Here is an 11,865-nt window from a genome sequence, read left to right as displayed (position 1 = left end):
CAACTGTATAAAAAGACAGGTGAATCATGAAGCCGTTAACGCCCCGCCAGCAACAAGTCTTTGACCTTATCAAAGGTAAGATCGAAGATTCCGGTATGCCACCGACACGTGCAGAAATCGCGCGTGAACTAGGCTTCCGTTCTGCTAATGCTGCAGAAGAACATTTGAAAGCTCTTGCTCGTAAAGAAGCGATTGAGATTATCCCGGGTGCGTCTCGCGGTATTCGTATTTTGCTTGAAGATGCAGCAAACGAAGAGCAAGGTTTACCATTAATCGGTCAGGTTGCCGCTGGTGAGCCTATCTTGGCTCAAGAGCATGTAGAAATGCATTACCAAGTTGATCCAGGCATGTTTAAACCACAAGCTGACTTCTTACTTCGTGTAAATGGCGAAAGTATGAAAGACATCGGTATTATGGATGGTGATTTATTAGCTGTTCATAAAACACAAGATGTACGCGATGGTCAGGTTGTAGTGGCTCGTGTCGATGATGATGTAACGGTAAAACGCCTAGAACGTAAAGGTTCAACGGTTCTGTTACATGCTGAAAATGAAGAGTTTTCTCCAATCCATGTCGATCTAGAATCTCAACACTTGTCTATTGAAGGGCTTGCGGTTGGTATTATTCGCAACACCGACTGGATGTAGTCAGTACAAACAGCTTATTGATATTTATTCTCAATAACTTGCCATTGTAATTGATATTCATTATCATCTTCTTTGTCGAGATACAAGGAAGATGATGATGCCAAACCCAACCAAACCTCAAATGAAGCCGCTTACTCGTAAGCCGCGCTCCTCTGTTCAAAAGGCTTCTTCTGAACAAGGGTCTGCACATCAAGAATTCCAAGTTCCGACGAACCTCGTTCAGCATCTTTGGTTTCGTAGCCGTGAAAGCCTAGCTGATGATGGTCTCGTTTATGATCCTATCGCAGCTCAAGCCTGCAAGCGTTGCCAGCTCGCACCAGAATGTCTTACCGGTGAACTCGACCAACAGCAACTCCTTTACGCGACACTGACTCAACTTTGTGATTCTCAAGTTCAACAGTTTTTATCTCATAACCCAGATGCTTGGATTATTAACGTGGGAGCAGGGCTCGATACCCGTTTCTACCGTTTAGATAATGGCCGCTGTCATTGGGTTGAGTTAGGTGTAACCGAGAATCTGCTTTGGCGACAACGCTTGTTCCACAAAAATGAACGCTATCGCTTAGAGTGTGGCTCTGTCGATGACCTAACTTGGTTGGATGAACTTAATATTCCAGAACAAGCCTCGGTGATGGTGGTGTGTGAACATGCTTTGCTGGATTGTAATGAACAACAGACCGCGAACTTCATTCAGTCTTTGAGCCGCTACTTTACTCATGCACATGCGTGTTTAGTCTTAGCTGGAGATAAAAGCTCAAGTACGTTGGGACAAAAGCTTGGTTCAGGAAAGTATGCTCATGGGTTGTCTTCACCAATAGACAGCGTTCTTAATTGGCTGCCATGGGCACAATGGGTAAAAGCGTTTTCTCCCCTAGACCAACAATGCAATCGTTGGAAATTGTGGCAGCGGCTTCTTTGTAAGATCTCTCAGGTCAAAAAGCGTTTAACGCCGCAGTTAGTGCTCGTTAAGTGGTAACCCTAGTGGTTCTGTATTTCGAGTAACTGAGTACATAGCCGGTATAAGTAAAATTCCACAACATAGTGAAAGCCCACCCACTAGGTTAAACTATCGCCTCTAATCTAAGAGGTGATCGTGAAGCTATTTAATCCCCAAACTATTTTTCAAACGCTATCCAATCAGGCGATGCACAAAAAAGTGCTGCTGCTCGCGATCCCGATGGTTCTCTCTAATATTACTGTTCCACTGCTGGGCTTAGTCGATGCGGCGGTTATCGGTCACCTCGAGCACTCTTGGTATTTAGGTGGTGTGGCGCTGGGCGGCACAATGATCAGCGTGACCTTTTGGTTGCTTGGTTTCCTGCGCATGTCGACAACAGGGCTAGCCGCACAATCTTATGGTGCGAATGATGGCAACCAACTTGGTTTAGTCTTTGTGCAAGGCGTGACCATGGCTTTAGGGTTTGCTGGTGTCTTTTTGCTTTTACACAGTCTAGTCGCCGATTTAGTTTTCTCATTGAGTAGCGCCAGTGATCAAGTTAAGCACTATGGTCAGCAATATTTCTCAATCCGCGCTTGGAGTGCGCCTGCTGCGCTAACTAACTTTGTGATTCTAGGTTGGTTACTCGGGACTCAAAATGCCAAAGCGCCCATGTGGATGGTGATCATCACCAATATCACCAATATCGTTTTGGATATTGTTTTTGTTATCGGCTTAGGATGGCAAGTGGAAGGTGCAGCATTGGCATCTGTAATGGCTGATTATGCCGGTCTAACATTTGGCTTGATTTGTGTTTACCGAATCTGGGCGAAGAAGCAGTTACCATCGCCATGGGATCTGCTTAAGAAAACCAGCCAAGGTTTGAGTCGTTTCGTGAAATTGAATCGCGATATCTTTCTTCGTTCATTGTATCTACAAGCGACTTTCACTTTCATGACTTTCCAAGGTGCAAGCTTTGGCGATGATGTTGTTGCGGCCAATGCAGTGTTGATGAGTTTCTTGATGATCATCTCTTATGGGATGGATGGCTTTGCCTACGCAATGGAAGCGATGGTCGGTAAGGCGATAGGCGCGAAAGACAAAGATGAACTGAACCAGTCATTGATTGGTACTTTCTTCTGGAGCTTTAATATTTGTTTGGTACTGACCATAGCGTTCGCACTCGCTGGCTCGAGTTTGATTAATATGATCACTACCATTCCTGACGTGAAGAACCAAGCCGAGGTGTATTTACCGTGGTTAGTCGCAATGCCATTGGTGTCTATGTGGTGCTTCTTGTTGGATGGTATTTTTGTTGGAGCAACCAAGGGCAAGGATATGCGCAATAGTATGTTTGTTGCGACCTGTAGTTTCTTCGCGATTTTCTATTTAGCATCAGGTTTAGAGAACCATGCACTGTGGTTAGCGATGCTGAGCTTTATGGCAATGCGCGGAATTGGTCTTGGTGTGTTGTTTGTTTCTCAGTGGAAGAAAGGGGAGTTTCTCGCTTAGCTCTGAGGGCTCTGTTTGTGGAGAGTAAATGAGGCTGTACAGGTAAAGGGGTATTTAGAACATCATGATCTAATTACTATCAATGCCTTAATATTCAGTGTTTTAAATAAAAACAGCAAGCGCGTGGCTTGCTGTTTATGTATTTGGCCTATGGGTGGTCAAATACTCCTATTGGTTCTTTATCTAGAATAAACGGTTAAGCCCGTTGAGTGCTGCAACACGATAAGCTTCCGCCATCGTTGGATAGTTAAAGGTTGTATTCACAAAGTACTCGATGGTATTTGCTTCACCTTTCTGTTCCATGATCGCTTGTCCGATATGGATGATTTCAGCGGCACGCTCACCAAACACGTGGATACCTAAAATCTCTTTGGTTTCGCGATGGAACAGAATCTTCAAGCTACCAATGTCTTTACCCGCAATTTGAGCACGAGCTAGGTGTTTGAATGAAGAACGTCCTACTTCATACGGTACTTTAGCTGCGGTAAGTTCTTGCTCGGTTTTACCAACAGAACTGATCTCCGGGATGGTGTAGATGCCGGTTGGAATGTCTTCGATAAGGTGGCGTTCAGCTTCACCTTTCACAATTGCTTGAGCCACAAATCGACCTTGGTCATAAGCCGCGCTTGCTAGGCTAGGGTAGCCAATCACATCACCGACAGCGTAAACATGGTCAACATTGGTTTGGTAATTGGTATTTACTGAGACTTGCCCACGCGAGTCCGCTTCTAAGCCAACAGCACCAAGGTTCAGTTTATCGGTATTACCCGTTCGGCCATTGGCATACAGTAGGCAATCAGCGCGCATCTTTTTACCTGACTCTAGGTGAATGATCACGCCATCATCAGTGCCTTCAATTTTCTCAAAGGTTTCATCGTTGCGAATCACGACACCGCTGTTCCAGAAGTGATAAGAAAGTGCATCTGAGGTTTCATTGTCTAGGAATGACAACAGACGGTCACGAGTATTGATAAGATCGGTTTTTACACCCAAACCGCGGAAAATCGACGCGTATTCACAACCAATAACGCCAGCACCATAGATGATGATGTGTTGCGGGTCGTGTTTAAGAGAAAGAATCGAGTCACTGTCGTAGATACGTTCATGCAGGAAGTCGACGTTATCTGGTTGGTAAGGGCGAGAGCCTGTCGCGATAACAAATTTGTCTGCACTGTAATGTTCTTCAGTGCCATCGCTTTGCATTACCGAGACAGTGTTGGTATCGATAAAACGTGCAGTACCAAAGACCAACGTGCACTGGTTGCGGTCGTAGAAGCCTTGGCGTAATCGAGTCTGCTTGTCGATAACCGATTTGGCATGCCCCAAAATGTTAGAAAACGTTGAGTGTATGCTTTTGTTGTTCTGACAAAACAGCGGATTACTGTTGAATTCGATAATACGACTTACGGCATGACGCAGTGCTTTTGAAGGAATTGTTCCCCAGTGAGTACAACCACCACCAACGCTGCTCTCTTTCTCAATGATTGCAACGTTCAACCCGGCTTTGGTTAATCCCATCGCTGCCCCTTCTCCTCCGGGGCCACTACCAATTACGATTACATCAAAGTGGTTGGAGTGCGGCATAGATATCTTCCTTGTTATATTTGATTAACATTGCTTTAGCGAGATTTTAACCGATTCTGTTCTCGGGTACATGAAAAGGGCATCAGAGAGTCGGTGGGATCACGCAGTGTTATCGAAAAAATAATATTTGGTATGTCGTATGTCTCCAAATGACAGCGTGGATATTGAAATTTTTTCTTCGAACGTATTTACTTCGGTACGTGAACAAAGAGGTATGTTTAGTGTCTTATATAACCAGAGTGCCTTATATAAATAAGTGATTCGCGTTATATTGAATAGAGTATTAGACATGCCTGTTTAGGCTGTAAAAGAAGAAATTGATAAAGTATGAAACCAATGGGCATTCGCGCACAGCAAAAAGAAAAAACTCGTCGCAGCTTAATCGATGCAGCATTTAGCCAACTCAGCGCCGATCGTAGTTTTTCCAATCTAAGCTTGAGAGAAGTCGCTCGTGAGGCTGGAATAGCACCGACTTCCTTTTATCGTCACTTCAAAGACATGGATGAGCTTGGCTTAACCATGGTTGATGAAGGTGGCTTACTGCTGCGCCAGTTAATGCGTCAAGCTAGGCAACGCATAGTAAAAGAAGGCAGTGTGATTCGTACATCGGTTGAAACCTTTATGGAATTCATTGAAAGCAGCCCTAACGTATTCAGACTGTTATTGCGAGAGCGCTCAGGAACTTCATTTGAGTTTCGTGCAGCGGTAGCTCGTGAGATACAGCACTTCTCTGCTGAGTTAACCGAATATTTGATAACGACTGGCATGACACGAGACGAAGCTTTTACTCAAGCTGAAGCCTCCGTTATCTTGGTCTTCAACTCAGGGGCAGAAGCATTAGATTTAGATCGACGTCAGCGAGATGAACTGGCTGAACGCTTGATCATGCAATTGCGAATGATGGCCAAAGGGGCTTTTTGGTATCGTAAAGAACGTGAACGTAACCGATTAAAAGGCGGGATTGAATAATGTCGAATGAAAATAATACTGTAAACCGTGGTTCAGAAAGAAAGACACTCGTACTTGCTGTTATTGCCGGTGTGTGTGGTGATGCTCTGTTATCTTGGGTAACAATGAGCGAAGTGGGCTTCTCTATTTTCCCACTGATTGCTTTAGTCTTGGCTGTACAAGCACTTTACCAAGAGTACCTAACTAACCCAGTATCTGAAGATATTCCACTAGTAGGTTTGGCTTGTTTCTTTGTAGGTGCATTTGGCCACTCGGCTTTTGTGAAGGCACAACACCCTGATGCTGGCTCAAACTTCTTTGCGATTATTGTCGCGATGTTGCTTCTTGCATGGGTAGGTAAGAAACTCGGCTTTATCGGCAAAACTGCTTAAGCTGATTTAGAAATTAAAAAAACGAGCCAATGGGCTCGTTTTTTTGTATCTGCTGTTTGGCTTAGACCTGAAAGCGATACTTACGCTTTACGCTCTAGGAATACGCCAGCTTCCATGTGGTGCGTGTAAGGGAACTGGTCAAACAGAGCAAAACGAGTGATGTCGTGCGTTTCGCTTAGGATGTCTAGGTTCTCTTTCAATGTTTCAGGGTTACAAGAGATGTACATGATACGCTCGTAGCCTTGAACCATCTTACAAGTATCAACATCCATACCTGAACGCGGTGGATCAACAAAGATAGTGTTGCAGTTGTAGCTCTTAAGATCGATGTTCGCTTGCTGTAGACGACGGAACTCACGCTTGCCTTCCATTGCTACAGTAAAATCTTCTGCAGACATACGGATGATCTGAACATTTTCAATGTTGTTCGCAGCGATGTTGTATTGCGCAGATTCTACTGACGGTTTCGCCAGTTCAGTTGCCAGTACACGCTCGAAGTTTTGTGCTAGCGCTAATGAGAAGTTACCGTTACCACAGTAAAGCTCAAGTAAGTCGCCTTTGCTGTCTTGAGTACAATCGACAGCCCATTCCAACATTTTCTCTGCCACTTTGCCGTTGGGTTGAGTAAAGCTGTTCTCTACTTGTTGGTAGATGTAGCTATCACCATTCACATCTAGCTTTTCAATTACGTAGTCGCGGTCCAGTACGATTTTCATCTTACGCGCACGGCCAATCAGGTTTAGGTTAAAACCTTCATCGTTTAATTGCTGCTTAAGTGCTTTAGCATCTTGAATCCACTGTTCACCTAATTGACGGTGGTAAAGCAATGACACCAAAATTTCGCCGCTTAACGTAGAAAGGAAGTCTACTTGGAATAGCTTGTGGCGCAGAGAGTGGTTGTCCTTCATTGCATCTGTTAATAGAGGCATTAGGTCATTGATAAGACGGCTAGCTGCAGGGAACTGGTCTACGCGGTATTTTTCTTTAGTCTCTTGATTGAACATGACGTAATACATATCGTCACCTTCATGCCACACGCGGAACTCAGCACGCATGCGGTAGTGTTGTTCTGGAGATTCATACACTTCCAGTTCAGGCACATCATATTCTGAGAACATTTCTGTAAGACGCTCTGTCTTTTCTGCCAGTTGTTCTTGGTAGCGTTGCGGGTTTACATCTAAATTCGCCATTGTTATGCCTTTTGCTGTCGTGCTTTTAAATCAAGAGCGCAGATTTTATTCAATCACAGGCGCTTGTCCAGTGTTGAGAGCCATTCAATGTAAATCGACCATGAAAACTATAGCTTATAACTATCTTAGACTAGACAAATGATTCATAGGTCAATACTATCTTCGGCAAGCTGGTGTCATTTAGATGTATAGATGGCTGAAGAGGGAATCTGGTGTAAATCCAGAACTGACGCGCAGCGGTAAAAGAGAACGAGTATTCATAAGACACTGCAAATAGCTTTTTGTGGGAAGTCGAATATTAGGTAACCATAAGGGTTGTGCTCTTGAGTCCGAATACCTGCCAGCGGCCAAGTCATAAGATGTGGTTTGGTAGGACTTTACGCGATTTAGGATCACAACATGAACAAATCCCTTTTAGCGGTTGCTGTAGCATCGCTGCTTTCACCTATCTCCAATTTACACGCCCAACAAGCATCTGCCGACGAAACCATGGTGGTTACGGCTAACCGTTTTGAGCAAAGCACGGAAAGTGTTGTCGCTCAAGTTGAAGTAGTAACACGCCAAGATATCGATCGAATTCAAGCTAAGTCTCTAACAGATGTGTTTAGACGATTGACGGGTATTCAGGTTTCACAAAATGGAGGCCGAGGACAGCAAGCTTCGATCTTTGTTCGTGGTGCTAACTCTGATCAAGTGCTTGTTCTCATTGATGGTATTCGTTTTGCGCGAGCTGCAAAGGGTGGTGTCGATTTTAGCCAGTTACCAATTACATTCGTTGACCGAGTGGAATACGTTCGAGGAGCTCGTGCCGCTATGTATGGCTCAGAAGCTATCGGCGGTGTTATCAACATTATTACTGTTGCAAACTCTGACAATGAAAAAACGGCAGTTAGTGCAGGTTTAGGAAGCTTAGATTACCAAGAGCTGAGCTTTGTTAGTGGTACTAAGGTCGGTGAAAATGGTCACTTGAACGTATCTGTTGGTTACGATTCCGATGAGGGATACAACGTTCATCCATTACCAGGTGTTAATGATGGTGATCGCCATGGTTTTGAATCACGCAATGCTCTAATTGGTTATGTTCATAATTTTGATCAGCAATGGAGTGGCTTCGCGAATTTCCGTATGTTTGAAACCATTTCTCAGTACGATGGTTCATTTGGTACAGACCATTCTTACAAAGAAGCTGAAGTTCAAAATTCGACCTTTGCTACTGGTGTTAAATATAGTGGCAGTGAACTTAAGTCTGATTTCTTAGTTAACTATCAGAATCAAGATAACTGGAACTACGAACAGTCTTTAGGCAAGAACTCAGCGTCAGCAACATCTGATGAGCTTGAACAGCTAAATGTTCAATGGGTGAATTCATACAAACTAACGTCGTCACTGACTCTTAGTGGTGGTGTAGATTGGCGTGATGAGGCTTATATTGTTAAGCCTTCGAATACTGAATACGACAGAACGAATGTTGCGTACTTCGCTGCATTAAACGCAGATGCGGATAAAGTGTTCGGAGAACTGAGTCTTCGTGTTGATGACAATGAGCAGTTTGGTACAGAAACTACTTACAACACAGGGTTAGGCTATCGTTATGCTGAGTGGCTTGTTGTAAAAGCAGCTTATGGCACATCTTTCAAAGCACCTAACTTGTATCAACTATATAGCTACTACGGTAATGCACAGTTAGAAGCTGAAAAGGCAGATTCATTTGAACTGACTTTTGGTGGCTTAATCAAGGATGTTGATTGGTCGATTACTGGCTATGACACGAACGTCGAAGACTTAATTGATTACAACTACGCGACAAGTAAGTACTACAATACCGATGGCGAAAGCCAATTACGTGGTGTGGAAATGGTCGTTGGATTTGATACTAGCTTTATTAACCACCAAGTGAGCGCTAATTTCCAAGACCCAGAAGATCAATCTGGTGAGCAACTGATACGCCGAGCTAAGAAGATTTACAAGTATAATGCAGTGGCTAGTTTCGATGATGTTGATGTTTCATTAGGTTTCCAATATGTAGGTGAGAGACCGGACTTCTCTGAAGATCTCGCAGCGTATAGCTTGTTTGATGTTTCAGTGAACTACTATGCGAATGAAAACCTTACTTTAAATGGTCGAGTGGATAACTTAACTGACGAAGAGTACGAGACTGCTGGTGGATACCCATCACCAGAGCGTACATATTACGTGAATGCTACTTACCAATTCTAATTATCACCTAAACCGCCTTCGGGCGGTTTTTTCTTATTGGGTATATCAATGAAAAAGAAAGTCGTCATAAGTTGGTCGTCAGGCAAAGACTCTACATTAACCCTAGAACGTCTACTTGAAAGCACCGAGTATGAAGTTGTTGCTCTCTATACTACGTATGTTGGTGATGAGGTTCCTTTCCAAGTCACGTCAATCGAGGTTGTCGGAATGCAGGCAACATTGTTCGGCTTGCCATTAATAACGATTGAGCTGCCGGAAGTCTTCCCAAGTAACGAGATCTATCAAAGTACGATTGTTACGGCGCTTAAAGGATCGGGTTTATCTATTGATGCCGTGGCATTCGGCGATATGTTTTGCAATGGTATTGCTGACTACCGAAGAAGTTATATAGAACCTGCGGGCTGGGAGTGTGTATTTCCTCTACTGGGAGAGAGTAGCCAAACTCTGGCTCAAGAAATCATAAATAGAGGAATCGAAACCTTTCTCGTCACAGTTGATAGCGATGCATTAGACATGAGCTATTGCGGGAAAGAATACACGCCTGAACTAATAGACAGTTTGCCAAGTCACGTCGACCCATGTGGAGAAGATGGTGAGTTCCATACCTTAGTCACGTCAGCGCCATGCTTTAAAGGTAAGCTTAAGATAGAGCTAGAAAATGTAGAGCAGGGTGAGCGCTTTGGGCATCAACGCTACCGAGCTTGCATTATGTAGAGTGATGATTGGCGAAAACTAGGTGAAGGGGTATCATTGCTGTGGAACTTATTACAGGTAATGGTTGTGTCGGAAAGCATACAAAAAAACATATTGGTCTTTGATTCTGGAGTTGGCGGTCTGTCTGTATATAAAGAGATAAGCCAGTTACTACCCAATCACAACTATATCTATGTATTCGATAACGAGGCTTACCCTTATGGTGAGCTCGATCAGCAAGTCCTCATTCAGCGAGTCCAAAGTATCGTCGCCAGTTTTGTGGCGAGTCACGCTATTGATATCGTGGTGATAGCTTGTAATACGGCCAGTACGATAGTCCTGCCGACACTTCGCGCTAATAACCTTATCCCTATTGTCGGCGTAGTCCCGGCAATCAAACCTGCTTCGTTACTGGCTAATAAAGCGGTTGGCCTTATTGCGACTCCCGCGACGATTACTCGTGAATACACACACGAGCTCATCAAAAACTTCTCGAGTAATAAAAGAGTAGAGCTGTTGGGTTCTACTCGGCTGGTGGATATGGCCGAAGATAAACTCAGAGGCGAGGAGATTAGCCTTGAAGAGTTACAGCAAATCCTTCAGCCGATGATCAACACAATTGATGTGGCTGTATTAGGATGTACTCATTTCCCATTGATCAAATCAGAGATTCAACAAGTACTAGGTGAAAGTGTAGTGCTGATAGATTCTGGTAAAGCGATAGCTAAGCGGGTTCAAGATTTGTTGGGTTTGGAAAGCGTTAATAAAGAAGGGGGAGTACGTGAAGTTTTTTGTAGTGCACTTCCTAAAAAAGAAAGTGCACTAAATAGTATGTTAAAGCAGTTAGGGTTTAGCTCAGTTCAGATTCGTCCGCTTCAGGATGTTTAGGATCATTTGCAACACGTACTTTTAAAGTGCGTTGCATGTAATCTTTATCGTTAAGTGCAGAGATTGCATGATTCACATCATTACTTGCCATAACAACAAATCCAAAGCCTCTTCTTTTACCAGTACGTTTGTCTTTCATTAAACGTACTGCAAATACTTCACCATGCTCTGAGAATAATTCACGTACATGTGATTCGTTCGCTTTGTATGGAAGGTTACCCACATAAAGTGTTTTGGTTGAAGCCTTAGGTTCTGAATCTGATTTTGAGTCGGTGCTTGAAAAGTTAACAACAAAAGCGGAAGCCAAGACACCAAGGATAAAGGTAATTGCAGGCGATATATCTACCTGAGAGAAAACAATGCCGCCTAATACAGCCAGTGCGACAATTAACAACATCGATTTTTTTGAGTTCATATCGGAATACTACATATTAATAAACGAAATAGACGCATCTACCATTAACAAAATAGACACATGAATCTTACGTTCATGGCTTCCATTTTTCCAATGTATTGCTGTGATACGTCTCAAATGTTTAGTTTTTATTCGAAAAATGCGGATCTGGTGGCTTTTTAGGCGAACAAAACTTTTATTTCAAAAAGCCCTTGTGCTCCATCTCAATCTCTCTATAATGCCGCCTCACCGACACGGAGTGAGACGAAAGTCACACAGCGAAATCGGTAGAGAAAAAGAGTTTGAAAATAACCCTTGACTCTCAAAGTGGTGCAGGTATAGTACGCACCCCTAGCGAATGAGATGTGAATCACAAAACGCTAGCGCTCTTTAACAATTTAAACCTATCAATCTGTGTGGGCACTCGTTGATGAATATCAAAACGTTTTATCGTTAGATAAAA

Annotated in this window: 11 protein-coding genes and 1 riboswitch; of the genes, 8 read left to right on the top strand and 3 right to left on the bottom strand. The window is 43.5% G+C overall.

Annotated elements, in window-relative coordinates; translation table 11 throughout:
• The first annotated feature begins 26 nt into the window (after window positions 1-26).
• From lexA to dinF, 3 genes are all read left to right on the top strand, one after another.
• A complete protein-coding gene (gene lexA, locus AB4482_RS14045) occupies window positions 27-647 on the top strand; it encodes a transcriptional repressor LexA (RefSeq protein WP_019820514.1) in 621 nt (206 codons plus the stop codon).
• A 97-nt stretch (window positions 648-744) separates the two neighbouring features.
• A complete protein-coding gene (locus AB4482_RS14040) occupies window positions 745-1,623 on the top strand; it encodes a class I SAM-dependent methyltransferase (RefSeq protein ID WP_372181098.1) in 879 nt (292 codons plus the stop codon).
• 117 nt (window positions 1,624-1,740) lie between these two features.
• Window positions 1,741-3,096, top strand: coding sequence for an MATE family efflux transporter DinF (gene dinF / locus AB4482_RS14035; protein ID WP_372128641.1), 1,356 nt, complete (start codon window positions 1,741-1,743; stop codon window positions 3,094-3,096).
• Window positions 3,097-3,279: 183 nt separating this feature from the next.
• Here the strand turns inward: dinF and sthA are convergent, their stop codons facing one another.
• A complete protein-coding gene (gene sthA / locus AB4482_RS14030) occupies window positions 3,280-4,680 on the bottom strand; it encodes a Si-specific NAD(P)(+) transhydrogenase (protein ID WP_017061048.1) in 1,401 nt (466 codons plus the stop codon).
• Between the two features lie 327 nt (window positions 4,681-5,007).
• On the opposite strand from sthA, the gene fabR reads away from it, so the two are divergent.
• Both fabR and AB4482_RS14020 read left to right on the top strand, forming a co-directional pair.
• A complete protein-coding gene (gene fabR / locus AB4482_RS14025) occupies window positions 5,008-5,649 on the top strand; it encodes an HTH-type transcriptional repressor FabR (RefSeq protein WP_010438693.1) in 642 nt (213 codons plus the stop codon).
• Window positions 5,649-6,020, top strand: a complete 372-nt coding sequence (locus AB4482_RS14020) for a YijD family membrane protein (RefSeq protein WP_017061049.1) — start codon at window positions 5,649-5,651, stop codon at window positions 6,018-6,020. Before fabR ends, AB4482_RS14020 begins: the two co-directional genes overlap by 1 nt.
• A gap of 80 nt (window positions 6,021-6,100) precedes the next feature.
• On the opposite strand, the gene trmA is transcribed toward AB4482_RS14020, so the two are convergent.
• Window positions 6,101-7,210, bottom strand: a complete 1,110-nt coding sequence (gene trmA, locus AB4482_RS14015; protein ID WP_017061050.1) for a tRNA (uridine(54)-C5)-methyltransferase TrmA — start codon at window positions 7,208-7,210, stop codon at window positions 6,101-6,103.
• A gap of 154 nt (window positions 7,211-7,364) precedes the next feature.
• A riboswitch (cobalamin riboswitch) is annotated at window positions 7,365-7,570 on the top strand.
• Between the two features lie 39 nt (window positions 7,571-7,609).
• Between trmA and btuB the strand changes: the two genes are divergently transcribed.
• Genes btuB through murI form a run of 3 tightly spaced genes read left to right on the top strand, consistent with a single transcriptional unit; the run spans window position 7,610 to window position 11,008 of the window.
• A complete protein-coding gene (gene btuB / locus AB4482_RS14010) occupies window positions 7,610-9,427 on the top strand; it encodes a TonB-dependent vitamin B12 receptor (RefSeq protein ID WP_017070283.1) in 1,818 nt (605 codons plus the stop codon).
• Between the two features lie 48 nt (window positions 9,428-9,475).
• A complete protein-coding gene (locus AB4482_RS14005) occupies window positions 9,476-10,141 on the top strand; it encodes an ATPase (protein ID WP_017061052.1) in 666 nt (221 codons plus the stop codon).
• 60 nt (window positions 10,142-10,201) lie between these two features.
• Window positions 10,202-11,008, top strand: coding sequence for a glutamate racemase (gene murI / locus AB4482_RS14000; protein ID WP_017061053.1), 807 nt, complete (start codon window positions 10,202-10,204; stop codon window positions 11,006-11,008).
• Here murI and AB4482_RS13995 read toward each other — a convergent pair.
• Window positions 10,971-11,423 carry an RNA-binding protein gene (locus AB4482_RS13995; RefSeq protein WP_017061054.1) on the bottom strand — a complete coding sequence of 151 codons (453 nt, stop codon included), beginning with the start codon at window positions 11,421-11,423 and terminating at the stop codon, window positions 10,971-10,973. The two genes, murI and AB4482_RS13995, sit on opposite strands and share 38 nt — an antisense overlap.
• Window positions 11,424-11,865: the final 442 nt, after the last annotated feature.

This window comes from Vibrio sp. 10N.222.55.C7, assembly GCF_041473335.1.
Classification (GTDB): Bacteria; Pseudomonadota; Gammaproteobacteria; order Enterobacterales; family Vibrionaceae; genus Vibrio; species Vibrio crassostreae_C.
Note: the sequence above shows the minus strand (reverse complement) of the source record. Positions and strands in the feature narration are given on the sequence as shown.

Excerpts from the sequence above, each read along its gene's own strand:
- AB4482_RS14005 (WP_017061052.1), top strand. The coding sequence starts at position 9,476 with ATGAAAAAGAAAGTCGTCATAAGTTGGTCGTCAGGCAAAGACTCTACA.
- fabR (WP_010438693.1), top strand. The coding sequence starts at position 5,008 with ATGAAACCAATGGGCATTCGCGCACAGCAAAAAGAAAAAACTCGTCGC.
- AB4482_RS13995 (WP_017061054.1), bottom strand. The coding sequence starts at position 11,423 with ATGAACTCAAAAAAATCGATGTTGTTAATTGTCGCACTGGCTGTATTA.
- AB4482_RS14040 (WP_372181098.1), top strand. The coding sequence starts at position 745 with ATGCCAAACCCAACCAAACCTCAAATGAAGCCGCTTACTCGTAAGCCG.
- murI (WP_017061053.1), top strand. The coding sequence starts at position 10,202 with ATGGTTGTGTCGGAAAGCATACAAAAAAACATATTGGTCTTTGATTCT.
- btuB (WP_017070283.1), top strand. The coding sequence starts at position 7,610 with ATGAACAAATCCCTTTTAGCGGTTGCTGTAGCATCGCTGCTTTCACCT.
- sthA (WP_017061048.1), bottom strand. The coding sequence starts at position 4,680 with ATGCCGCACTCCAACCACTTTGATGTAATCGTAATTGGTAGTGGCCCC.
- AB4482_RS14020 (WP_017061049.1), top strand. The coding sequence starts at position 5,649 with ATGTCGAATGAAAATAATACTGTAAACCGTGGTTCAGAAAGAAAGACA.
- lexA (WP_019820514.1), top strand. The coding sequence starts at position 27 with ATGAAGCCGTTAACGCCCCGCCAGCAACAAGTCTTTGACCTTATCAAA.
- trmA (WP_017061050.1), bottom strand. The coding sequence starts at position 7,210 with ATGGCGAATTTAGATGTAAACCCGCAACGCTACCAAGAACAACTGGCA.